24 protein-coding genes are annotated in these 24,365 nt (G+C 51.5%); 9 read left to right on the top strand and 15 right to left on the bottom strand.

Annotated features, from left to right (window positions below):
- The first annotated feature begins 1,025 nt into the window (after positions 1-1,025).
- The 8 genes from tdcA (at position 1,026) to ACLJQJ_RS12970 (ending at position 12,423) form a co-directional block, all read left to right on the top strand.
- Positions 1,026-1,964 (top strand): transcriptional regulator TdcA, encoded by a 939-nt coding sequence (gene tdcA, locus ACLJQJ_RS13005; protein WP_001094907.1) that lies wholly within the window; start codon positions 1,026-1,028, stop codon positions 1,962-1,964.
- A 97-nt stretch (positions 1,965-2,061) separates the two neighbouring features.
- Positions 2,062-3,051 carry a bifunctional threonine ammonia-lyase/L-serine ammonia-lyase TdcB gene (gene tdcB / locus ACLJQJ_RS13000; RefSeq protein ID WP_000548368.1) on the top strand — a complete coding sequence of 330 codons (990 nt, stop codon included), beginning with the start codon at positions 2,062-2,064 and terminating at the stop codon, positions 3,049-3,051.
- Positions 3,052-3,071: 20 nt separating this feature from the next.
- Positions 3,072-4,403, top strand: a complete 1,332-nt coding sequence (tdcC, locus tag ACLJQJ_RS12995) for a threonine/serine transporter TdcC (protein ID WP_000108129.1) — start codon at positions 3,072-3,074, stop codon at positions 4,401-4,403.
- Positions 4,404-4,469: 66 nt separating this feature from the next.
- Complete coding sequence (tdcD, locus tag ACLJQJ_RS12990; protein WP_063809365.1) at positions 4,470-5,678, top strand: propionate kinase; 1,209 nt, start codon at positions 4,470-4,472, stop codon at positions 5,676-5,678.
- A 33-nt stretch (positions 5,679-5,711) separates the two neighbouring features.
- Positions 5,712-8,006 (top strand): formate C-acetyltransferase, encoded by a 2,295-nt coding sequence (gene pflB, locus ACLJQJ_RS12985; protein WP_063809366.1) that lies wholly within the window; start codon positions 5,712-5,714, stop codon positions 8,004-8,006.
- 69 nt (positions 8,007-8,075) lie between these two features.
- On the top strand, positions 8,076-9,440 hold the full coding sequence (tdcG, locus tag ACLJQJ_RS12980; protein WP_000622071.1) for an L-serine ammonia-lyase: 1,365 nt from the start codon (positions 8,076-8,078) through the stop codon (positions 9,438-9,440).
- A gap of 315 nt (positions 9,441-9,755) precedes the next feature.
- Entirely contained in the window at positions 9,756-11,087 is a 1,332-nt protein-coding gene (locus ACLJQJ_RS12975) for an amino acid permease (protein WP_000443187.1), read from the top strand.
- Positions 11,088-11,112: 25 nt separating this feature from the next.
- Positions 11,113-12,423 (top strand): serine dehydratase subunit alpha family protein, encoded by a 1,311-nt coding sequence (locus ACLJQJ_RS12970; RefSeq protein ID WP_000463071.1) that lies wholly within the window; start codon positions 11,113-11,115, stop codon positions 12,421-12,423.
- Between the two features lie 112 nt (positions 12,424-12,535).
- On the opposite strand, the gene ACLJQJ_RS12965 is transcribed toward ACLJQJ_RS12970, so the two are convergent.
- The gene (locus tag ACLJQJ_RS12965) at positions 12,536-12,700 is read right to left on the bottom strand and encodes a hypothetical protein (RefSeq protein WP_000039326.1); all 165 of its coding nucleotides are present in this window, start codon (positions 12,698-12,700) and stop codon (positions 12,536-12,538) included.
- 23 nt (positions 12,701-12,723) lie between these two features.
- Positions 12,724-13,425, bottom strand: a complete 702-nt coding sequence (locus tag ACLJQJ_RS12960; protein ID WP_000633548.1) for a pirin family protein — start codon at positions 13,423-13,425, stop codon at positions 12,724-12,726.
- Between the two features lie 104 nt (positions 13,426-13,529).
- Here ACLJQJ_RS12960 and yhaJ point away from each other — a divergent pair, with 104 nt between their 5' ends.
- Complete coding sequence (yhaJ, locus tag ACLJQJ_RS12955) at positions 13,530-14,426, top strand: DNA-binding transcriptional regulator YhaJ (protein WP_023226579.1); 897 nt, start codon at positions 13,530-13,532, stop codon at positions 14,424-14,426.
- Between the two features lie 38 nt (positions 14,427-14,464).
- Here the strand turns inward: yhaJ and ACLJQJ_RS12950 are convergent, their stop codons facing one another.
- The 13 genes from ACLJQJ_RS12950 to ACLJQJ_RS12890 all read right to left on the bottom strand — a co-directional run bounded on the left by ACLJQJ_RS12950 (position 14,465) and on the right by ACLJQJ_RS12890 (position 24,220).
- Positions 14,465-14,830, bottom strand: coding sequence for a DUF805 domain-containing protein (locus tag ACLJQJ_RS12950; RefSeq protein ID WP_000384139.1), 366 nt, complete (start codon positions 14,828-14,830; stop codon positions 14,465-14,467).
- A gap of 123 nt (positions 14,831-14,953) precedes the next feature.
- Entirely contained in the window at positions 14,954-15,940 is a 987-nt protein-coding gene (locus tag ACLJQJ_RS12945; protein ID WP_063809368.1) for a glutathione S-transferase family protein, read from the bottom strand.
- Between the two features lie 67 nt (positions 15,941-16,007).
- A complete protein-coding gene (locus ACLJQJ_RS12940) occupies positions 16,008-16,400 on the bottom strand; it encodes a DoxX family protein (protein WP_001592732.1) in 393 nt (130 codons plus the stop codon).
- Positions 16,401-16,647: 247 nt separating this feature from the next.
- Positions 16,648-16,947: a YqjK-like family protein gene (locus tag ACLJQJ_RS12935; RefSeq protein WP_000095496.1), complete on the bottom strand. Its 300-nt coding sequence runs from the start codon at positions 16,945-16,947 to the stop codon at positions 16,648-16,650.
- Entirely contained in the window at positions 16,944-17,342 is a 399-nt protein-coding gene (locus tag ACLJQJ_RS12930) for a phage holin family protein (protein WP_000785626.1), read from the bottom strand. Before ACLJQJ_RS12930 ends, ACLJQJ_RS12935 begins: the two co-directional genes overlap by 4 nt.
- 2 nt (positions 17,343-17,344) lie before the next feature.
- Positions 17,345-17,650 (bottom strand): YqjD family protein, encoded by a 306-nt coding sequence (locus ACLJQJ_RS12925; protein WP_000031219.1) that lies wholly within the window; start codon positions 17,648-17,650, stop codon positions 17,345-17,347.
- Between the two features lie 41 nt (positions 17,651-17,691).
- Positions 17,692-18,060, bottom strand: a complete 369-nt coding sequence (locus ACLJQJ_RS12920; RefSeq protein ID WP_000877300.1) for a DUF1090 domain-containing protein — start codon at positions 18,058-18,060, stop codon at positions 17,692-17,694.
- 144 nt (positions 18,061-18,204) lie between these two features.
- The gene (gene mzrA / locus ACLJQJ_RS12915) at positions 18,205-18,588 is read right to left on the bottom strand and encodes an EnvZ/OmpR regulon moderator MzrA (protein WP_000917516.1); all 384 of its coding nucleotides are present in this window, start codon (positions 18,586-18,588) and stop codon (positions 18,205-18,207) included.
- 3 nt (positions 18,589-18,591) lie between these two features.
- A complete protein-coding gene (gene yqjA / locus ACLJQJ_RS12910) occupies positions 18,592-19,254 on the bottom strand; it encodes a DedA family general envelope maintenance protein YqjA (protein ID WP_000422143.1) in 663 nt (220 codons plus the stop codon).
- 449 nt (positions 19,255-19,703) lie between these two features.
- On the bottom strand, positions 19,704-20,948 hold the full coding sequence (gene sstT / locus ACLJQJ_RS12905; protein ID WP_000235363.1) for a serine/threonine transporter SstT: 1,245 nt from the start codon (positions 20,946-20,948) through the stop codon (positions 19,704-19,706).
- Positions 20,949-21,201: 253 nt separating this feature from the next.
- Positions 21,202-22,170 carry a TerC family protein gene (locus ACLJQJ_RS12900; protein ID WP_023202103.1) on the bottom strand — a complete coding sequence of 323 codons (969 nt, stop codon included), beginning with the start codon at positions 22,168-22,170 and terminating at the stop codon, positions 21,202-21,204.
- 270 nt (positions 22,171-22,440) lie between these two features.
- Entirely contained in the window at positions 22,441-23,439 is a 999-nt protein-coding gene (locus tag ACLJQJ_RS12895; RefSeq protein WP_000617682.1) for a Gfo/Idh/MocA family protein, read from the bottom strand.
- Between the two features lie 88 nt (positions 23,440-23,527).
- Entirely contained in the window at positions 23,528-24,220 is a 693-nt protein-coding gene (locus ACLJQJ_RS12890; protein ID WP_063809369.1) for a vancomycin high temperature exclusion protein, read from the bottom strand.
- Positions 24,221-24,365 lie beyond the last annotated feature (145 nt).

The raw sequence follows: 24,365 nt of genomic DNA, 5'->3' as shown, positions 1-24,365 counted from the left end.
TTGCTTTTACAGGGCGGCAGGATGAATGACTGTCCACGACGCTATACCCAAAAGAAAGCGGCTTATCGGTCAGTTTCACCTCTTCATAAAACCCGTCAGTGTAAGCTGGCGGGTTTTTGCTTTTACAGGGCGACAGGATGAATGACTGTCCACGACGCTATACCCAAAAGAACCCGGCTTATCGGTCAGTTTCACCTCTTCATAAAACCCGTCAGTGTAAGCTGGCGGGGTTTTGCTTTTACAGGGCGGCAGGATGAATGACTGTCCACGACGCTATACCCAAAAGAAAGCGGCTTATCGGTCAGTTTCATCTCTTCATAAAACCCGCTTCGGCGGGTTTTTGCTTATCAGGCCGGTGAAGGGTATAGAGGGTTGCAGAAGACGCCAGCGTCACCATCCGGCAATTAATTGACAGCCGTGGTGACATAATATTATTCGTTTTTGTGATGAGAAACACAAAACGCTATGGATTGCGCTATTTTTAGTTGAAGTGAAAAGCAATCGATTTCTTTCACAAAATTACATTCTGAAAAACAGCAAGAAAGCGGTGTAAATTATTTGTTGTAAATGAAAATTAAATGTATGAAATATTTTGGTTAAAATTTTATTAAATGTTTCTTTACAAACAAATAAGGTAAAAAAATGTGACGCGTAACGGTTTTTAAGCGCATAAACCTTCGGTTTATACTTAAATTTGAGAAATTACGCTTTAAATTTAACGCTGGAATTGCCGATAAAATGTCCCGTAATTGATTGAAATATCGTCTTCATGGGATGTCGAAAATAGGAGATAAAATAGGCTGGTTATCGCCATAATATATCGTTATTCCGACCCTATTTTTTGATTGAAATCAGGCTAAGTTGCTGTTTTATTTTTGTAACTCATTGAAATAATAGGTTTTATTTATTTAATAAAGACCATGTAAAAATTGCGGTAAGTTAATTTGTGAGTGGTCGCACATAACCTTTAAGATTTAATTTGCTACACTTCCTGCCGTTCACAATGTTATTTCAGAGCGGTAGATATGAATACTCTTGTTCTCCCTAAAACACAGCATTTGGTGGTCTTTCAGGAAGTCATTAGAAGTGGTTCTATCGGTTCTGCCGCAAAATCGTTAGGGTTAACCCAGCCCGCCGTCAGTAAAATCATTAGCGATGTTGAGGCCTATTTTGGCGTTGAGCTAATTGTACGCAAAAATACCGGCGTTACGTTGACCGAAGCGGGACAGGTACTGCTTTCCTGGTCTGAATCTATCACCCGCGAAATGAAAAACATGATCAACGAGATGAACAGTATGACGTGCAATACCGTTGTCGACGTCTCGTTTGGTTTTCCTTCGCTGATTGGCTTTACCTTCATGTCCGATATGATTCATAAGTTCAAAGAGGTATTTCCAAAAGCGCAGGTATCCATGTACGAAGCCCAGCTCTCTTCATTCCTGCCGGCCCTGCGCGACGGGCGGCTGGACTTTGCTATCGGTACGCTCAGTAATGAAATGCAACTACAGGATCTGCATGTCGAGCCGCTGTTTGAATCAGAGTTTGTCCTGGTAGCCAGCAAGTCCCGAACATGCACCGGCACCATCACACTGGAATCGTTAAAAGACGAACAGTGGGTGTTGCCGCAAACGAATATGGGCTACTACAGCGAATTACTCACCACTCTACAACGAAATGGCATCAGCATCGAAAACATTGTTAAAACAGATTCCGTTGTCACAATATATAATCTTGTTCTCAATGCTGATTTCTTAACTGTTATTCCCTGCGATATGACCACGCCTTTTGGCTCTAATCAATTTATCACGATACCAATCAAAGACACATTACCCGTCGCACGTTATGCGGCGGTATGGTCTAAAAATTATCGTATCAAAAAAGCCGCTTCAGTATTAGTAGAATTGGCTAAGCAATATTCATCATATAATGGATGCAGACGCAGGCAGTTAATAGAAATTGAATGATATGGAATAAACATATTTAGCGAAATTGACGTCACCTGTTTCTTTTGAACAGTGGGCAACGGTAACTTATTTTTAATACCCAGGTTAAGAGGTTATAATGCACATTACATACGATCTCCCGGTTGCAATTGAAGATATCCTCGAAGCGAAAAAAAGACTGGCGGGGAAGATATATAAAACGGGAATGCCTCGCTCTAACTATTTTAGTGAACGTTGCAAAGGCGAAATATTTCTCAAGTTTGAAAATATGCAGCGTACGGGTTCATTTAAAATTCGTGGCGCTTTTAACAAACTTAGCTCGTTAACGGAGGCGGAAAAACGTAAAGGCGTCGTGGCCTGTTCCGCAGGTAATCATGCACAGGGCGTTTCTCTTTCTTGCGCAATGCTGGGTATTGACGGCAAAGTCGTGATGCCGAAGGGCGCGCCAAAGTCAAAAGTGGCGGCCACCTGTGATTATTCGGCGGAAGTGGTGCTCCACGGTGACAACTTCAATGACACCATCGCTAAGGTGAGTGAAATTGTCGAAACCGAAGGCCGCATTTTTATTCCGCCTTACGACGATCCAAAAGTCATTGCCGGACAGGGCACTATTGGTCTGGAAATTATGGAAGATCTGTACGATGTCGATAATGTCATCGTGCCTATTGGCGGCGGCGGTTTAATTGCAGGTATTGCCATTGCGATTAAATCGATTAACCCGACCATTAAAGTTATCGGCGTACAGGCCGAAAATGTTCACGGTATGGCGGCGTCTTATTATGCTGGCGAAATAACCACGCACCGAACGACCGGCACCCTGGCGGATGGTTGTGATGTCTCCCGCCCGGGTAATTTAACCTATGAAATCGTTCGTGAATTAGTCGATGACATTGTCCTGGTTAGCGAAGATGAAATTCGTAACAGCATGATCGCTTTAATTCAGCGCAATAAGGTTATTACTGAAGGCGCTGGAGCTCTGGCCTGCGCCGCACTATTAAGCGGGAAATTAGATAGCCATATTCAGAACAGAAAAACGGTCAGTATTATTTCTGGCGGCAATATCGATCTTTCTCGTGTATCACAAATTACGGGTTTAGTTGACGCTTAATCTTTTCGTGAGGATAGGATATGAGTACTACTGATAGCATTGTATCCAGCCAGGCAAAACAGTCGTCATGGCGTAAATCGGACACGACGTGGACGCTGGGTTTATTTGGTACCGCCATCGGCGCCGGGGTGCTGTTTTTCCCTATCCGCGCCGGGTTTGGCGGGCTTATCCCCATTCTGCTGATGCTGGTTTTAGCTTACCCCATTGCGTTCTATTGTCACCGGGCGCTGGCGCGTCTGTGTTTATCCGGATCTAATCCGTCCGGCAATATTACGGAAACGGTCGAAGAGCACTTTGGTAAAACGGGCGGGGTAGTTATCACGTTCCTTTACTTCTTTGCGATTTGTCCGCTGCTGTGGATTTATGGCGTCACCATTACTAACACGTTCATGACGTTTTGGGAAAACCAGTTGCAGATGCCAGCGTTGAATCGCGGTTTCGTGGCGCTGTTCTTGCTGCTGCTGATGGCCTTTGTGATCTGGTTTGGTAAGGATCTGATGGTTAAGGTGATGAGTTACCTGGTATGGCCGTTTATCGCCAGCCTGGTACTAATCTCATTATCGCTGATTCCTTACTGGAACTCGGCGGTTATTGATCAGGTTGATCTCAGTAATATCGCGCTGACCGGGCACGATGGCATACTGGTTACGGTGTGGCTGGGCATCTCTATCATGGTGTTCTCCTTTAACTTTTCGCCCATCGTCTCTTCCTTCGTGGTGTCTAAGCGGGAAGAGTATGAGAAAGAGTTTGGCCGCGAATTTACCGAGCGTAAATGTTCACAGATCATCTCGCGCGCCAGTATGCTGATGGTCGCCGTGGTGATGTTCTTCGCCTTTAGCTGCCTGTTTACGCTCTCTCCACAGAACATGGCGGATGCGAAAGCGCAGAACATTCCGGTACTTTCCTACCTGGCCAACCATTTCGCCTCTTTGTCGGGGACAAAATCCACTTTTGCAACGGTGCTGGAGTATGGCGCGTCTATCATCGCGCTGGTTGCTATTTTCAAATCTTTCTTCGGCCACTACCTGGGGACGCTGGAAGGGCTGAACGGCCTGGTGCTGAAATTTGGTTATAAAGGCGATAAAACCAAAGTCTCTATGGGCAAGCTTAATACCATCAGCATGATCTTCATTATGGGGTCTACCTGGGTCGTAGCTTACGCAAACCCCAACATTCTGGACCTGATTGAAGCGATGGGCGCGCCGATTATCGCCTCGCTGTTATGCCTGCTGCCGATGTACGCCATTCGTAAAGCGCCGTCGCTGGCGAAGTACCGTGGTCGTCTGGATAACGTGTTCGTCACCCTGATTGGTCTGCTGACCATCCTGAATATTGTCTACAAATTGTTCTAATCCTCACGTTTAGCCTGCGTTCCGCCCCAGGGCGTGGACGCAGGCTGACATCGACGGAGGCACTACATGAATGAATTTCCGGTCGTTCTGGTCATTAATTGCGGATCATCTTCTATCAAATTCTCTGTACTGGATGTCGCTACCTGTGATGTTTTAATGGCGGGAATAGCAGATGGAATGAATACTGAAAACGCCTTTTTATCTATTAATGGCGATAAGCCGATAAACCTCTCGCACTCTAATTATGAGGACGCGTTAAAAGCCATTGCCTTTGAGCTGGAAAAACGTGATTTAACGGATAGCGTGGCATTAATTGGTCACCGTATCGCGCACGGTGGAGAGCTATTTACGCAGTCCGTCATTATTACCGATGAGATTATCGATAATATTCGTCGGGTATCGCCTTTAGCGCCGCTGCATAATTACGCTAATTTAAGCGGCATTGACGCGGCGCGGCACCTTTTCCCGGCCGTGTGTCAGGTGGCGGTATTTGATACCAGTTTCCACCAGACGCTGGCACCGGAAGCCTATTTATACGGATTGCCGTGGGAATATTTTTCCAGCCTGGGTGTGCGTCGCTACGGCTTTCACGGTACGTCGCATCGCTATGTTTCGCGGCGCGCGTATGAACTGCTTGACCTCGATGAAAAAAACTCGGGTCTGATTGTCGCGCATCTGGGCAATGGGGCGTCTATCTGCGCGGTACGCAATGGTCAGAGCGTGGATACCTCAATGGGGATGACGCCGCTTGAGGGGCTGATGATGGGCACTCGCAGCGGCGACGTTGATTTCGGCGCGATGGCGTGGATAGCCAAAGAAACCGGGCAGACGTTGAGCGATCTGGAGCGAGTGGTGAATAAAGAGTCCGGTTTGCTCGGCATCTCCGGGTTGTCATCCGACCTTAGAGTCCTGGAAAAAGCCTGGCACGAAGGACATGAGCGCGCCCGGTTAGCGATAAAAACATTTGTCCACCGTATCGCCCGTCATATTGCCGGACACGCGGCATCGTTACATCGGCTGGATGGCATTATTTTTACCGGCGGTATTGGTGAAAATTCAGTATTAATTCGTCAGTTGGTAATTGAACATTTGGGCGTACTGGGGCTTACGTTAGACGTTGAAATGAATAAGCAGCCGAATTCTCACGGCGAGCGCATTATTTCCGCTAACCCTTCTCAGGTTATTTGCGCTGTTATTCCCACGAATGAAGAGAAAATGATTGCCCTTGATGCCATTCATTTAGGCAACGTGAAAGCACCAGTGGAATTTGCATAACTTAACGGCTGTTCTGTAGAGAGATTATTTTTCATGAAGGTAAATATCGATACCAGCGATATGCTGTATGCCGAAGCATGGCGTGATTTTAAAGGTACGGACTGGAAAGAAGAAATTAATGTCCGTGATTTTATTCAGCATAACTATACGCCCTATGAGGGGGATGAATCTTTTCTCGCCGACGCGACGCCAGCGACCACGGCGTTGTGGGAAAAGGTGATGGCGGGAATACGTATCGAGAATGCGACCCATGCGCCGGTGGATTTCGATACTAATATCGCGACGACGATTACCGCGCACGATGCGGGGTATATTGAAAAAGAGCTGGAAAAAATCGTCGGTTTACAAACGGATAAGCCGCTTAAACGCGCTTTGCATCCGTTTGGCGGCGTTAACATGATCAAAAGTTCATTCCACGCTTATGGCCGCGAAATGGACGCCGATTTTGAATATACCTTTACCGATCTGCGGAAAACCCATAATCAGGGCGTATTCGATGTTTACTCGCCGGATATGCTGCGCTGCCGTAAATCCGGCGTATTAACCGGTTTGCCGGATGGTTATGGTCGCGGGCGCATTATTGGCGATTATCGTCGCGTCGCGCTGTATGGCATCCGTTATCTGGTGCGCGAACGCGAGCTGCAATTCGCCGATCTGCAGTCGAATCTGGAGCGGGGACAGAATCTTGAGGCGACGATTCGCCTGCGTGAGGAGTTGGCGGAGCATCGTCGCGCGCTGCTGCAAATGCAGGAGATGGCGGCGAAATACGGCTACGATATCTCCCGCCCGGCGCGGAACGCGCAGGAAGCGGTACAGTGGCTCTACTTCGCTTATCTGGCGGCGGTAAAATCGCAAAATGGCGGTGCAATGTCGCTGGGAAGAACCGCCTCGTTCCTTGATATCTACATTGAGCGCGATTTCAACGCGGGCCTTCTGACAGAGCAGCAGGCGCAGGAGCTGATCGACCATTTCATCATGAAGATCCGCATGGTGCGCTTCCTGCGCACGCCGGAATTTGATTCGCTCTTTTCCGGCGATCCGATCTGGGCCACCGAAGTTATTGGCGGAATGGGGCTTGATGGCCGCACGCTGGTGACGAAGAACTCTTTCCGTTATCTGCATACCCTGCACACGATGGGGCCAGCGCCGGAGCCGAACCTGACCATACTGTGGTCAGAAGCGTTGCCGGTGGCATTCAAGAAATATGCTGCGCAGGTCTCCATCGTGACCTCATCTTTGCAGTATGAAAACGACGATTTAATGCGTACCGACTTTAACAGCGACGATTATGCCATCGCTTGTTGCGTCAGCCCGATGGTCATCGGCAAGCAGATGCAGTTCTTCGGCGCGCGCGCCAACCTTGCCAAAACGTTGCTGTACGCTATCAATGGCGGCGTTGACGAGAAACTGAAAATCCAGATTGGGCCGAAAACCGCGCCGTTAACGGATGAGGTGCTGGATTATGACGCAGTAATGGAGAGCCTCGACCATTTTATGGACTGGCTGGCGGTGCAGTACATTAGCGCGCTGAACATCATTCACTACATGCACGATAAGTACAGCTATGAAGCTTCGCTGATGGCGCTGCACGAGCGTGATGTGTATCGGACGATGGCGTGCGGCATCGCCGGACTGTCGGTGGCGGCGGATTCCCTGTCCGCCATCAGGTACGCTCAGGTGAAGCCGATTCGCGACGAAAATGGCCTTGCCATCGACTTTGCTATTGAAGGCGAGTATCCGCAGTACGGCAACAACGATGAGCGCGTGGACAGCATCGCCTGCGACCTGGTGAAACGCTTTATGCAAAAAATTAGCGTGTTGCCGACGTATCGCAATGCGGTGCCGACGCAGTCCATTTTGACCATCACCTCGAACGTCGTGTACGGGCAGAAGACCGGCAATACGCCGGATGGACGCCGCGCCGGAACGCCGTTCGCGCCGGGGGCGAACCCGATGCACGGTCGTGACCGCAAAGGGGCGGTGGCCTCGCTGACGTCGGTGGCGAAACTGCCGTTTACCTACGCCAAAGACGGTATTTCGTACACCTTCTCGATTGTGCCTGCGGCGCTCGGGAAAGAAGATGCGGTGCGGAAAACCAATCTTGTCGGCCTGCTGGACGGCTATTTCCATCATGAAGCACAGGTAGAAGGCGGGCAGCATCTGAACGTCAATGTCATGAACCGTGAAATGTTGCTGGATGCGATTGAACATCCGGAAAACTACCCGAACCTGACGATCCGCGTTTCCGGCTATGCCGTGCGCTTCAATGCGCTGACTCGTGAGCAGCAACAGGACGTTATTTCGCGCACCTTTACTCAGGCGATGTAACGTGAACGGGGCGATCGTGTGGATCGCCCCGCGACGGATCTTCACTGAACGGTAATCTTAGGGGGAGATATGATTAGCGCATTTGATATTTTTAAGATTGGCATTGGACCTTCAAGCTCCCATACCGTAGGGCCAATGAATGCAGGAAAATGTTTTATCGATCGGCTGATCGACAGCGGCGACCTGCCGCGAACGACGCGCATCACGGTTGATCTTTACGGATCGCTATCGCTGACGGGCAAAGGCCACGCGACCGATACCGCCATCATTATGGGCCTGGCGGGCAATACGCCGCAGGATGTCAATATTGATAGCATTCCGGCGTTTATCCAGGAGGTTGCCCGCAGCAGCCGTTTATCGGTGGCGGGTGGCGCGCATGTGGTGGATTTTCCCGTCGCCGACAGTATTCTCTTTCACGCTGAAACCCTGGCGCGCCATGAAAACGGTATGCGAATTACCGCCTGGCACGGGCAAACGCCACTTTTACACAAAACGTATTACTCTATTGGCGGCGGCTTTATTGTCGAAGAGGAGCGTTTTGGTCAGTCGCACGACGTAGAAAAGTCGGTGCCGTATGATTTTCATTCCGCCAGCGAACTGTTGACGCTGTGTGAAAGACAGGGGCTCTCGGTTTCCGGCCTGATGATGCAAAATGAACTGGCGTTGCGGAGCAAAGAGCAGATTGACGCTGGCTTTGCCCGCATCTGGCAGGTGATGGCGACCGGAATTGAACGTGGCATGAATACTGAGGGCGTGCTGCCGGGGCCGCTGAACGTTCCACGCCGCGCGGTAGCGTTACGGCGTCTGCTGGTCTCCAGCGATAATCTCTCCCGCGATCCGATGAACGTCATTGACTGGATTAACATGTTCGCCCTGGCCGTGAGCGAAGAGAACGCGGCGGGCGGGCGAGTGGTCACCGCGCCGACCAACGGCGCGTGCGGCATTATTCCCGCGGTGCTGGCCTATTACGACAAATTCCGTCGCCCGGTCAATGCCAACTCTATCGCCCGCTATCTGCTGTCGGCGGGGGCGATTGGCATGCTGTACAAGATGAACGCCTCGATATCCGGCGCGGAAGTGGGGTGTCAGGGCGAGGTTGGCGTCGCGTGTTCGATGGCGGCGGCGGGGCTGACAGAACTGCTGGGCGGCAGCCCGGCGCAGGTCTGTATTGCGGCGGAAATTGCGATGGAGCATAACCTTGGCCTCACCTGTGACCCGGTGGCGGGTCAGGTACAAATCCCTTGTATTGAACGTAATGCGATTAACGCCGTTAAAGCGGTAAATGCGGCGCGAATGGCGCTACGCCGTACCTCTGAGCCGCGGGTTTCGCTCGATAAAGTGATCGAAACCATGTACGAAACGGGTAAAGACATGAACGACAAATATCGCGAGACGTCGCGCGGCGGTCTGGCGATTAAAGTCGTTTGTGGATAGGCCCGACAGGCGCAGAGTGAGCAGGCTATGGGATAACGCAGAAGACAGAAGCTGAGAAAAGGGCGCACCAACGTGCGCCCTTTTTTGTTGTGATACGCGTCAAATAGAGAAAATAACAATATTAAACCAATAGTAAATAGAAAATAATTCTTAACCCACAAGAAATACAGGCGTTTTATTGGTAAGTTTTTCTCTTATCGTGCGCGTATGATTTTCTTATTACAAGAAAGTACCTGCACCTCACGTTCTGCATATCGCCTTGCTGCGGCACGAAAAATAAAAAAAACCTCTACCTACACATTGAGCGAGAATTCTATGGAATCGGCTAGTAATACCAGCGTAATCCTCGACGCATCAGCCCCGGCGCGTCGGGCAGGGATGACAGAAAGCGAATGGCGTGAAGCCATCAAATTTGATAGTACCGACACCGGTTGGGTCATTATGAGTATCGGGATGGCGATTGGCGCAGGGATCGTTTTTCTTCCTGTCCAGGTTGGCCTGATGGGACTTTGGGTCTTTTTACTCTCTTCTATTATTGGCTATCCGGCTATGTACCTGTTCCAGCGGCTGTTTATTAATACGCTGGCGGAATCCCCGGAATGTAAAGACTACCCCAGCGTGATCAGCGGCTATCTGGGCAAAAACTGGGGTATTTTATTAGGTGCGCTGTACTTTGTGATGCTCGTCATCTGGATGTTCGTCTATTCTACGGCGATTACTAACGACAGCGCCTCTTATCTGCATACTTTCGGCGTAACGGAAGGATTACTTTCCGATAGTCCATTTTATGGTCTGGTGCTGATCTGCATCCTGGTGGCGATTTCCTCACGCGGTGAAAAATTACTGTTCAAAATCTCCACCGGCATGGTGCTGACCAAGCTACTGGTAGTGGCGGCGCTGGGCGTCTCTATGGTGGGTATGTGGCATCTGTATAACATTGGCGCGCTGCCGCCGATGGCCCTGCTGATTAAAAACGCCATTATTACCCTGCCATTTACGCTGACCTCGATTTTATTTATCCAGACGTTAAGCCCAATGGTGATCTCTTACCGTTCACGCGAAAAATCTATTGAGGTCGCACGCCATAAAGCGCTGCGTGCCATGAATATTGCGTTTGGCATCCTGTTCGTTACCGTATTTTTCTATGCGGTTTCCTTCACCCTGGCGATGGGGCATGACGAAGCGGTGAAAGCCTACGAGCAGAATATTTCCGCCCTGGCGATCGCCGCGCAATTTATTAGCGGCGATGGCGCTGGCTGGGTCAAAGTGGTTAGCGTAATTCTGAACATCTTTGCCGTCATGACCGCCTTCTTTGGCGTTTATTTAGGATTCCGCGAAGCGACGCAAGGCATTGTGATGAATATCCTGCGCCGCAAAATGCCCGCCGAGAAGATTAAGGAAAATCTGGTACAGCGCGGCATTATGATTTTCGCTATTTTGCTGGCCTGGAGCGCCATTGTGCTCAACGCGCCGGTACTGAGCTTCACCTCTATTTGTAGCCCTATCTTCGGTATGGTGGGCTGTTTAATTCCGGCATGGTTGGTCTACAAGGTTCCCGCATTGCACAAATATAAAGGCGCTTCGTTGTACCTGATTATTATTACCGGTCTGCTGCTATGCGTTTCTCCGTTCCTGGCATTCTCTTGATATACCTGAGATTAAGGTTGTTGTTATGTTTGAATCTAAAATAAATCCATTGTGGCAAAGTTTTATCCTGGCCGTACAGGAAGAAGTAAAACCGGCGCTGGGGTGTACTGAGCCAATTTCACTGGCGCTGGCGGCAGCGGCGGCGGCGGCTGAACTTGACGGCACAGTTGAACGCATTGACGCGTGGGTTTCGCCTAATCTGATGAAAAATGGTATGGGCGTTACCGTTCCAGGAACGGGAATGGTAGGGCTACCGATCGCCGCGGCGCTTGGCGCGTTGGGCGGTGATGCGAAAGCCGGGTTGGAGGTGTTAAAAGACGCTTCCGCTAAAGCCGTTGCCGATGCAAAAGCGATGCTGGCCGCCGGACATGTCGCAGTGATGTTGCAGGAGCCATGTAACGATATCCTGTTTTCACGGGCGAAAGTGTATAGCGGCGATAGCTGGGCATGTGTCACGATCGTCGGCGATCATACAAACATTGTGCGGATAGAAACCGACAAGGGCGTGGTATTTACCCAGGCCGATAATGCGCAGGAAGAAGAAAAAACCTCGCCGCTGGGAGTGCTGTCTCATACCTCGCTGGAAGAGATCCTGGCGTTTGTGAATGCGGTGCCCTTTGACGCTATTCGCTTTATTCTCGATGCGGCCAGGCTAAACGGCGCGTTGTCGCAGGAGGGACTGCGTGGTTCCTGGGGGCTGCATATCGGTTCGACGCTGGCCAAACAGTGCGATCGCGGTCTGCTGGCGAAAGATCTCTCCACGGCGATTTTGATCCGTACCAGCGCGGCGTCAGACGCCAGAATGGGCGGCGCCACGTTGCCCGCGATGAGCAACTCCGGCTCCGGCAACCAGGGGATTACCGCCACGGTGCCAGTCATGGTGGTTGCTGAACATGTCGGCGCCGATGACGAGCGTCTGGCGCGCGCGCTAATGTTATCGCATTTGAGCGCTATCTATATTCACCATCAGCTTCCGCGTTTGTCGGCTCTGTGCGCGGCAACCACGGCGGCGATGGGCGCGGCGGCGGGTATGGCGTGGCTGATAGATGGTCGTTATGACACTATCGCAATGGCTATCAGCAGTATGATCGGCGATGTCAGCGGGATGATTTGCGATGGCGCGTCGAATAGCTGCGCGATGAAAGTCTCTACCAGCGCGTCGGCGGCGTGGAAAGCCGTACTGATGGCGTTGGATGATACGGCGGTGACCGGAAACGAAGGGATTGTGGCGCACAATGTCGAACAATCTATTTCGAATTTGTGTTCGCTGGCGTGTCGCTCAATGCAGCAGACAGACAAGCAGATCATCGAGATTATGGCCAGTAAAGCGCATTAATAATAACGCCCCGGCATGTCGTCGGGGCAGCGTGTTGCCCGATGGCGCTGCGCTTATCGGGTCTACCTGTTATCAGCCGGATCGGGCGCTTGCGTCGCCATCCGGCATGATTTCAGGCTGCGGCCTCTTCTTCTGCCAGCCGGGCTTCGGCGTCCGCCACGATGGCTTCCAGTTCGGTTAGCATCTCTTCATAGCCCAGCGGCACAGTGGCGCTCATCGCCTCCTGTACGGCAGGTTTTACCACGGGCTGACGTTTCTTCGCCGATTTTTTGCTCATCTTGTGACTCCTTTTCTGGCTGACTACACCGGTAAATCTACCAGTAATGCGCGCAGCGGCGTATCGGCAACCAGCGTAATGTTAGGTTCATCACGAATAAATGCGCCATCTCCGCAGGTTAACGCCTCGCGTTCTTCGTTGTGCGTCAGCGCGTGGAACGTACCGTGAATCGACTGCAAATAGGCGCGCGGCCCGTGAAGCTGGAAATTAAGCGATTCGCCTTTCTCCAGCGTAATATGATGTACCCATACCTGTTGGCGCAGTTGTAAGCTGTTTTGCTCACCGTCGGGCGAGGCAAGAAGCTGTTGTTGCGCCGCCAGGAGTGGGATTTTTTGTACCAGCGCGTTTTCCCGTTCAGGACAGGCGTCAAGCCACAGTTGCATTCGGGTTAACGGCTTAACTTTGCTGAGATTATGTTCGCTGTAGCTAATGCCTGGCTGCGCGGCGAGCAGTAGCGCTTCGCCCGCTTTAGCCTGTACATGGTTGCCGTCGCTGTCGCGGTATTCCGCTTCGCCGTCCAGAATCAGGTTTAAAATATCCACCTTTGGATAAGTTCGAGGCTGAAAAGAGGCGCCCGGCGCCAGCACTTCCTGGTTCAGTACGCGCAACGACGCGTAGCCCAGCAGTGTAGGGTCGAAGTAGTGTCCAAAGGAGAAGGTATAGCGGGCCTGTAGCCATCCGTAGTCTGCCTGTCCACATTGTTTGGCGGTTCGGGTCGTAATCATCGTTATTAACCTCTCTTTACTTCCTTTTATGTTAAGGGGCTGGACGCTGCATTGTTAGCCAGATATTCTGCCCGGTATGTTCAAATTTCCTGAATGAGAACGTTATGGCTAAAGAGAGAGCGCTGACGCTTGAAGCATTGCGTGTGATGGACGCCATTGACCGCCGGGGCAGTTTTGCCGCAGCGGCTGATGAGTTGGGGCGGGTGCCCTCCGCGCTGAGTTACACCATGCAGAAGCTGGAAGAAGAGTTGGACGTTGTACTGTTCGATCGCTCCGGCCATCGTACAAAATTCACCAACGTCGGACGTATGCTGCTGGAACGCGGGCGGGTATTGCTGGAAGCGGCAGACAAGTTAACGACGGATGCTGAAGCGTTGGCCCGCGGTTGGGAAACGCATCTGACGCTGGTCACTGAAGCTCTGGTACCGACGCCTGCTTTTTTTCCGCTGATCGACCGGCTGGCCGCTAAAGCCAATACGCAGCTTTCATTGATTACCGAAGTACTGGCTGGCGCATGGGAGCGGCTTGAGCAGGGACGGGCGGATATCGTCATCGCTCCGGATATGCATTTTCGATCGTCGTCGGAAATTAACTCCCGTAAGTTGTATACGCTTATGAATGTGTATGTCGCCGCGCCTGACCATCCTATTCATCAGGAGCCGGAGCCGCTTTCGGAAGTGACGCGGGTTAAATACCGCGGCGTAGCGGTAGCGGATACCGCGCGCGAGCGGCCGGTATTAACGGTGCAACTGCTGGATAAGCAGCCACGTCTGACGGTAAGCACGATTGAAGATAAACGTCAGGCGCTGCTGGCCGGGCTTGGCGTCGCGACCATGCCATATTCGATGGTGGAACAGGATATTGCCGAAGGGCGGCTACGCGTAGTCAGCCCGGAATCGACCAGCGAAATCGATATTATTATGGCCTGGCGGCGTGACAGTATGGGGGAGGCAAAAGCCTGGTGCCTGCGGGAAATACCTAAGCTATTCTCCGGAAAATAAATAGCGCGCGGCGCTTTAAAAGCGGCGCCGCGCCGCCATCAGGAAAAACGTTTCGGATCGGGGCCGAAGCGGTTGTCGCCCGGCGTACCATTCTGGCAGTTGAACGCGATGATGATAAGCCAGCCGATAATGGGGATAAGTAGCAACAGTAGCCACCATGCGGAGCGGTCAGTGTCATGCAGACGACGGAACTGCACGGCCCACCACGGTAAAAAGATCAGAACGCCGTAAATGGTGGTCAGAACGCCTTCACCCCCGGCGCGTTGCCAGCCAAGCATGGCGTCCAGCAGGCCCAACACAAAGGTAAAGATGATATTGACCAGAATAAACATCCAGTACTCTTTGCGTCGCGCGCGGCCGCCAAATCCCAGATAATTTTTTAAAACCTTTAAATACCAATCCATTTTCGCCTCAATAATGGTTCAATCACTTGTTTTTAAAGTAATCAAACTAAGAATAGCCGCGAATGAAATGTTGGTAAATATTTGTGGTATTTATTAATAAGGCGTCCCGGAGGACGCCTGAAATTAGCCAAAGCGCACGTCGCGCCCGTGAGGTTCGAGCAGATCCTGCCACGGTCCGATGGAAATGATACCCGTGGGGTTAATCGTTTTATGGCTACGGAAATAGTGGTGACGAATATGGTCAAGATTAACGGTTTCAGCAATGCCCGGTATTTGATAGATATCGCGCAGGAAACCGTACAGATTCAGGTAGTCGCTGATTCGGTATTTGTCGCATTTGAAATGAGTCACGTAAACCGGATCAAAGCGTACCAGGGTCGTCCATAAGCGGATATCCGCCTCGGTCAACTGGTCGCCCGTCAGATAGCGGTGCTGTCCGAGAATCTGCTCCAGGCGCGCCAGCGCAGTAAACACCTTTTCTACCGCTTCATCATACGCTTGCTGGCTGGTGGCGAAGCCTGCTTTATAAACGCCGTTATTAACGTTGTCATAAATCCAGCCGTTTAACTCGTCAATTTTGCTTTGCAGCGCGGGGGGATAGTAATCCCCGGCTTTAGCGCCCAGCCCATCGAAGGCGGAGTTAAACATACGAATGATTTCGGCGGACTCGTTGCTGACGATAGTATGATTTTTTTTATCCCATAAGACCGGTACGGTGACGCGGCCGCTGTAGTGTGGATCGGCGTGCAGATACAACTGGTAGAGAAATTCATGCTGATAGAGGGTATCGCCAGTGGCCGCCGGAAAAGTATCATCAAACGTCCAGCCGTTTTCCAGCATCAATGGACTCACGACGGAAACCGGAATAAACGGCTCCAGACCTTTCAGTTTACGGAAAATGAGCGTGCGATGCGCCCAGGGGCAGGCAAGGGAAACGTACAGATGGTAACGATCTTTTTCTGCGGCGAATCCGCCTTCGCCGGAAGGTCCGGGCGCGCCGTCAGCGGTAAGCCAGTTGCGGAAAGCCGACGCTGAACGCTGAAATTTCCCCCCGGAAGATTTGGTGTCATACCAGGTATCGTGCCAGACGCCATCGATCAGTTGTCCCATGTCTCTCTCCTTCAGATGACAAAAGCGAGGCGCTATTCCCTCGCTTTTTTAATTGAGTATAGATTGCTTACCACTTTTTATTCAGCAGACGGTCAAGGCTGAACGCGCCAGGCCCGGTTAACGCCAGTAATAAGAATCCGCCGGCAATGGTCAGGTTTTTCATAAACATCAGCGAGTTTACACCTTCTGCAAAATTGCTATGGAAGATCAATGCCGTCAGCAACGTAAAACCAGCGGTAAAAAGCGCAGTGGTGCGGGTGAGGAACCCCAGCAGAATCGCCAGACCGCCGCCGAACTCAAGCAGTATGGTGAGCGGCAGCAGGAATCCTGGTACGCCCATCGCTTCCATATACTGTTGTGTGCCCGCATAGCCGCTAATTTTTCCCCATCCTGCGGTAATAAACAGAACTGGCATTAAAATACGCGCTATCAGTACACCAACATCTTCTAATTTTTTCATTTTATTCTCCAGGAGGCCGATTCGGCTGCTGCTGCTATTTTCATGAGCAATGGCGCGGTTTAGCGCGTCATTGTTATCGCTGGAGAGAATCATAAACGTGGCGTAAAGGAATTGTTAGCAAGGAAAATTGCCAAATTTTTTCAAAAAATTTGAGTGATTGGTAAAGAGACGATATGCATAAAAGTATCGCGCCACCAGGTGTAATCGGGCGATAACCTGATGGCGCGATGCTATAAAAGAAAAGATATTAACCGCGGAGCTGTTGTTGACGGAGGGTAGTTTTTACCAGGCGCCAGGCGCTCCAGATACCCAGGCCGCGTTTCGCCCAGCGTACCAACATATTAGGATGACGGATGGTCCAGATGGCCATTACGCTGCTACCGACCAGCGCCCAGGAGCGCAGGCTTAACACCGTATTCCAGCCGCGATCGTACGCGCCGGTGGTCTCCAGCCAGTCGCGACGGCTGGCGGACAGATCCAGCCGTTGCTGCTGGATCTGACTGAGAAGCAGCGCTTTACGTTTTTCGCGTTCGCCTTTGCTGCTCACGACTGATCGTCCTCCAGAATTTGCCGATCGTTAGCCAGTTCGTGCCGCGTATGGCGCAATAGCGTGGACTGACGCGCTTTGCGCAAAGTCCAGATGCCGCCGATTAGCGCAAGCACTAACAGCACAACTGTGGTAGCGATCATCGCGTTCAAACGGTACTGAGGATCGATAGCCCAGATGACCAGAACCATCAGGCTCATTAAGCCAAACGCCGCGAAGAGCATGGTAAGACCTACCATCAGCAAAAGCTGAAAGAGGTTCGCTTTCTCTTCTTCCAGTTCTACTACCGCCAGTCGCAGCCGGGTTTCCACCATTTCAACGATAATGGTGACAATCCGCTGCCCGATACCCAGTACGCTTTTGCCTGGTCCTTGTGCCTGTCGAGAATCCGCCATAATTAACGACGCGTCAGCAGTACGCCCAACACCAGACCGACAGCGGCGCCAATGCCTACGCCTGTCCAGGGATTTTCGCGCACATAATCATCGGCACGGGCGGCGGCGACGCGAGTCTGTTTGGCAATCACATCACCCGTTTCGCCCAGGCGGTAACGGCTCTCTTTCAGCGCGCGCTCGGCTTTGCTACGAATCTTACTCAACTCTTCTTTCGACTTTTCGCCCGAAGAGCTCAGCACTTCTTCAAGCGTATCGGTCAGGGATTTCAACTCAGCGCGCAGATGTTCCGTAGTGTTATCTTTCGACATAGTTTTCTCCAGGTGAGTGAGTATTTACATTCGGCGTTAATTTAGTAGTCTCTGGCCTCAAGTTTTTTTAGCTCATCCTGAGCCTCGGCCAGCTTACGTTCACGTTTGTCTATTTTATCCGCATCGCCTTTTGCTTTTGCCTCGGCTAAATCACGTTGGCGTTCGGCTACCTCTTCTTTTTGCTCAGCGACCTTTTTCTGATGCTCGGCGCGCAGCTTGCTGTCAGTACAATTGGCGCGTACTTCGCTGAGCGCCTTGTTCAGACCCTCAATACGGCGCTGATTGTTGTGCTTTTCAGCGTAGCTAATTTCCTTTTGTATATCCTGCTCTTTTTCCTGACAAAGCGAATTAGCGTAGCTACCGGCGCTAAGTGTAAAAAGCGTGATAGCCAAAGCGATGCGGTATTTCATTCCTGAACTTTCCCTTATGTTCGGACCCGTTGTCCGGGGCGGTGATCCCGATAATAACGCGGTGGGTTAAACACCGCTTTATTAATCATAGTCATTAAACAATGAAATCACCAAAGTGAGTGATATGATTCGGATTCCTGGAGGTTAGCCAAAGCGGTGTGAGCTTTCCCGTAAGCGGGACAGCCACTGTACCGTTTCGTTGTCATCGTCCTGCTGAGCGACGACATAACCGTGTGGTAACGTTTGATCCAGTACCGTTTTTGCTGCGGCGCTTTGCGCAGGGGAATCGAAGGTAATGAGCAACATGTCATTTTTAGGCGTAATGCTTTTAAAATGAATGCCGTTCGCATCCAGATGATGCAGAACTGAGAAGCCGTCTGGCATACTGGCGCCCTGGTTAACCGCGCGAATGGCTAGCGTCGACTCTTGCTGACGCAGCGTTGACCACGTCATCATGAGTATGGTCAGCATCAGTAGAAAAGCGCTGATCCAAATGAGTTGTCGGGCAGTTATGCGTGGTTTAAGCATAAGTTATCCCCGGCTCCCATACTTCTTTTTCCACAGCATGACCAGTGAACCCGCCAGGCCAAAAAAGAGCAGCACCACGGGCAGCAGCATCAGGCATGACATTAACTGATCTTCATATTTCATAAAGACGGGCGTTTTGCCCAGCAGATAGCCCAGCGACGTCAGGATAAGCACCCACAACAAGCCGCTCATCCAGTTGAAGAACTGAAAGCGCGCGTTATTCAGGCCGGATATGCCGGCAATGGTGGGCAGCAGCGTTCTGACAAAAGCGATAAAACGGCCTATCAATAATGCCGACAGGCCGTGTTTATGGAAAAGGTGATGGGCGCGTTGATGATAATGTGCGGGGAGATGAGAGAGCCAGTTTTGCACGGTGCGGGTATTCCCCAGCCAGCGGCCCTGAATATAGCTCACCCAGCAACCCAGGCTGGCCGCGACGGTAAGCAGCAAAATGGTTTGTGGATAACCCATCGCGCCTTTGGCGATCAGCACGCCGACCAGGATCAACAGGCTGTCGCCAGGCAAAAAGGCGGCAGGGAGCAGCCCATTTTCCAGAAACAAAATCATAAATAACACAAAATATAACATGCCAATCATGGAAGGATTGGCCAGTGTTTCAAAGTCCTGAGCCCACAGGGCATTCAGCAATTGAGTCAGTAGTTCCATTCAGTATTCCTGGAGAATCGGTTAACGTCACGCCGGTGATCTGAGGTTTGCACTGCCGCAACAGAGTTGGAGTTTTTATCAGCGTTGCGGAAACGGCAAATTCGCGGCCTGAACTATTCCTTGTTAAGTTGTGAAGTAAGCAAGCACTAACACACAAAAATTCAAAATGCATCTAATTGTAACAAAGGTCAACGAAGTCCGTTATAGAAATTACGCGTCGTTGAGCTTTGATTTTGCTTATCGCAAGGGAGGGTGGCGAGAGGATTTACACAGGCTGACACTTTATACTGTACGCTGACCGAGCGCCGCGGCAGACGCCATCTACATATAACGTTACGCGAGGATGTCGCGCGTGAACATCAATTCGCTTTCCGTCACAGCCTACGGATTGGGAGATTCAGATCTATCGTTACGCCGGATGGCATACGCCATCCGGCATCGATAATCACTTAGCTACGCAAGGCGTTATTCGCCAGACGTTCGTCCTCTGCCTGGCAGGCTGCCGCAGTGAACAGAACATCGGTAGATGAGTTCAGCGCCGTTTCACACGAATCCTGCAATACGCCGATAATAAAGCCGACCGCTACTACCTGCATCGCGATATCGTTCGGGATGCCAAACATGTTGCACGCCAGCGGGATCAGCAGCAATGAACCGCCTGCCACGCCGGAGGCGCCGCAAGCACACAGCGAGGCCACCACGCTCAGCAGCAGCGCTGTAGGCAGATCCACCGGGACGCCTAACGTATGAACTGCCGCCAACGTCAGAACCGTAATGGTAATTGCCGCGCCGGCCATATTGATAGTGGCGCCCAGCGGAATGGAAACGGAGTAAGTATCCCTGTCCAGATTCAGCTTTTCGCACAGCGCCATATTCACTGGAATATTGGCGGCAGAGCTGCGGGTAAAGAAGGCATAAACGCCGCTTTCACGCAGGCAGGCGAACACCAGCGGATAAGGGTTGCGACGAATTTTCCAGAATACCAACAGCGGGTTGACCACCAGCGCGACCAGCAGCATACAGCCAATCAAGACGACCAGCAGGTGCGCATAGCCCCACAGGGTGGAGAAGCCGGTGGTTGCAAGCGTTGATGAAACCAGACCAAAAATACCGACTGGCGCGAAACGGATCACCAGTTTCACCATAAAGGTCACGGCGTTAGACATATCGTTCACGAGGTTTTTGGTGGTTTCATTGCCATGACGCAGGGCAAATCCCAGACCGACGGCCCACACCAGAATCCCGATATAGTTAGCGTTCAGCAGCGCGTCGATGGGGTTCGACACCATGCTCATCAGCAGACCGCGCAGGACTTCTACAATGCCGGACGGCGGCACGATATCCTGGGCGCTACTGGACAGATGCAGCGTTGAAGGGAAGGCGAAGCTGAACACAACGGCCGCCAGCGCGGCTGAAAAGGTGCCTAGCAGGTAAAGAAAGAGAATAGGGCGAATATTGGTTTTTTGGCCGTGCTGGTGGTTGGCGATCGAGGCCATTACCAGCATCAGCACCAGAACGGGGGCGACCGCTTTTAAGGCGCCGACGAACAGGGTGCCAAGCAAGCCAACCGCTTCCGCCGCAGGCTTAGAAATCCATGCCAGTAAAATCCCCAGTACCAGACCCACTAAAATTTGTTTAACCAGACTGCCTTGCGCTAAACGCTGCAGTAGCCCTGATGCTCGTTGCGTAGCCATTTCATGTTCCTTGTATTGTGTTGCTGGTCATCCCCTGCACGCTCTTACGGCGCATCTTTCAGGATGTAACAAAGTGTTTGCCTGGTTGAGTATAAGGAAAGTTGAAGGTTCGGGAAGCGAAATATCCTGGATTTTTTGCTGTGATCATGTTTTATAACTTTATATTAACAGTATTGTGACATGTTAAACAAAACGCCCGACAGGTGTGCGCTGCCGGGCGTTTTTGACGGAGCAGGTTTACCCCGATAAAAGATTATTGCGCTCGTAGTTTCTTATCGCGCTGATGGTTAACCCAGGCGTTAATCACCAGCGTAATGGTCAGAATGCCAAACACTACGCCCAGCGAAATCGCGATAGGAATATGGTAGAAGTCGACGATCAGCATCTTAATGCCGATAAAGACCAGAATGACCGCCAGACCATATTTCAGCATCGAGAAGCGTTCCGCCACGCCGGACAGCAGGAAGTACATCGCGCGCAGTCCTAAGATGGCAAACAGGTTAGAGGTCAGTACGATGAACGGGTCGGTGGTGACCGCAAAGATCGCCGGAATACTGTCAACGGCGAAGATCACATCGCTGAACTCAACCATAATCAGCACCAGCAGCAGCGGCGTGGCATACAGCAGGCCGTTTTTACGTACGAAAAAGTGCTCGTTCTCGATCGTATCAGTCATGCGCAGATGCCTGCGCAGCCAACGCACCATCGGTTTTTCGCCAATGCCGGATTCGTCTTCCTTCGCCAGCGCCATTTTTACGCCGGTAAACAGCAGGAAGGCACCGAACACATACAGCAGCCATTCGAACTGAGTGATAAGCCAGGTACCGGCGAAAATCATGATAGTACGCAACACGATCGCGCCAAGAACCCCATACACCAGCACCCGGCGTTGCAGAGCCGGAGGGACGGAGAAATAGCTAAACAGCATCAGCCAGACAAAGACGTTATCTACGGCCAGCGACTTTTCAATCAGATAGCCGGTAAGGAACGCTAATGCCTGCGGGTCAGCAACTTCGCGCCCTTGCGTTTCAGCCAGATACCACCAGAAAGCGGCGTTAAACAGTAGCGAGAGCGTTACCCACAGGATTGACCATCCTGCCGCTTGTTTCATCGACATCGCATGTGCGCCACGGCGTCCCTGCAACAACAGGTCGATGGATAGCATTATCACCACAACAACCGCGAATCCACCCCATAATAATGGCGTACCAACAGTATTCATTATTTCTCCCTATGCAAAAAAAAAACGGCTAACGCCGAATGGCATTAGCCGTTGCTTTTATGCATAGACCTTGCCATTCGGCAAGGTCTCACTTACAACAATAAAGGAATACGCTGACGCATTCCTTTATGGCTGCCCGGTGACCGGATGTGGTTTTGCACACATCGTAATGACGATCGACCGGCAATGAAGTTACTCCCCTTTGCGCGTAACAAAGTATGACAGGCCACGCGTAGAGTCAATGACCTGTAACATATGATTTACATAATTTTACGCAGTAAGGGGATGGGTCAGATCGTCCGCCGGGAAGATGACCCCGGTTTGACGGCGTATTTCTGTCAGCCATTTTGCCGTGGCGCGACTTAGCGACAACCCCGGATGTTCCACGGCGTGGTTTTCAATAAGCTGGGCAAACGCCCCGGCTTCATACAGCATGGTATTAATATGCTGAGGCTGGGTCAGATCCTGCATCAGCGCGCCGCGCGGCGCAAAACACACTTTCTGGCATTCCGACAGCTTTTCAATGACCAGCGATCCCCTCTCGCCCTGAATTTCACTGGCCAGTACCGAGTCGCTGACTTTGGAATGCTGTAGCGTGACGCTAAAATCGCCGTAATCCATAACCACGACGCCGTGCGCATCTACTCCGCTTTCCAATAAATTCGCCGACGCCTGAACGCTGCGCGGCTCGCCCCATAGCGCGATCGCCGACGCCAGACAGTAATACCCGATATCCATAATCGAACCATTGGAGAAGGCCGGATTAAACGTATTCGGATTTTCACCGTTCAGATAGCGCTGATAACGTGAAGAGTACTGGCAGTAATTTAGGAATGCTTTGTGCATTCTGCCGATTTTCGGCAACGATTCCCGCAGCAGCAGGAAGTTGGGCAGGCAGGCGGTTTTAAAGGCTTCAAACAGTACCCGCTGATTATCGCGCGCGCAGGCGATAGCGGCATCAACCTCCGCCAGGTTAGAAGCCAGCGGCTTTTCGCACATGACATGTTTTTTATGCTGCAAAAAGCGCTGCGTCTGGGAGAAATGCAGGGAATTCGGGCTGGCGATATAAACCGCCTCAATCGCGTCGCTTTGCGCCATCGCTTCCAGCGAGGTAAACAGATGCTCGACGGGATAATCATTTGCGAAAGACTGCGCCTGTTCAAGACTACGGGAGTAAACGGCGGCGAGCCTGAATTTGCCGGTTTCATGGGCGGCGTCGACAAACTGGCGCGTGATCCAGTTAGTCCCAATTACAGCGAAACGTATCATAAACGTCAGCGGACTCCAGAAAGGGATTTTTCGTCAATGTAGCACGCCTTTCTGCCCTTGCCAGTGCGCTGCGACGCACTCTGGCATTTTACTGGCGAGAAGGGCACCCGTGTGCGCTATCAGCCCCAATAGTGACGCCAGCGCCCAGATATTTAGGCTGACGGTGCAAAATTTTGGCATCCAGCACCGCGCTAACCCGCGCCAGCTTTTCCCGAAGTCGTGTGTAGGTTCCGTGCCTTTTATTCAGATCCGGCGCGTTAACGCCGATAGCGTCAATGCCATATTGTTGCGCTAGCCAGATCGCCCGTTGATTATGAAATGCTTGCGAGATAATCGTAATGCGGCTTTCGCCAAACACTTTCCGGGCGCGAACTACGGAGTCCAGCGTGGAGAATCCGGCATAATCACAAAAAATGGCCGCTTCCGGCACACCTTTCGCTATCAGCGCCTGCTGCATCGCCGAAGGTTCATCGTACTCTTTTTTGCCGTTATCGCCGCTGACTAACAGCCACTTCACTTTACCGGCGTGATACAACGCGGCGGCAGTATTAATCCGCCGGGTAAAATACCGATTGCCGGGTTTGGCACCTAACACCAGCCCGACGTTGCGGGCGGGAACGGTCTGAATGTCATTCCATGTCAGATGCTGCGAGGCGTTGACGATAAGCCAGTTGGAATAGAAAAGCGCGACGCCTGCTGCGACAAGCAGAAAACACGCCACTGTTAACGCCCGGCGTGTAAAACAGAGGCGGCGGATAACACGGGCACATTGTGAGAGCATGGTTGTTGCGCGGTTCCGTTGGCGGTGGATAAAAAATACCCTCTACAGATCGTCATCCTTGACGTGGCGGCAGGCAATGAGCGAAATGTGAACGCGCCGATTTTATGCCCACGCCGTTAAAAAGATACGGGGGAAGGGGCATTTT

This window comes from Salmonella sp. SAL04202, assembly GCF_046550775.1.
In the GTDB taxonomy this organism is placed as follows: domain Bacteria; phylum Pseudomonadota; class Gammaproteobacteria; order Enterobacterales; family Enterobacteriaceae; genus Salmonella; species Salmonella enterica.
Note: the sequence above shows the minus strand (reverse complement) of the source record. Positions and strands in the feature narration are given on the sequence as shown.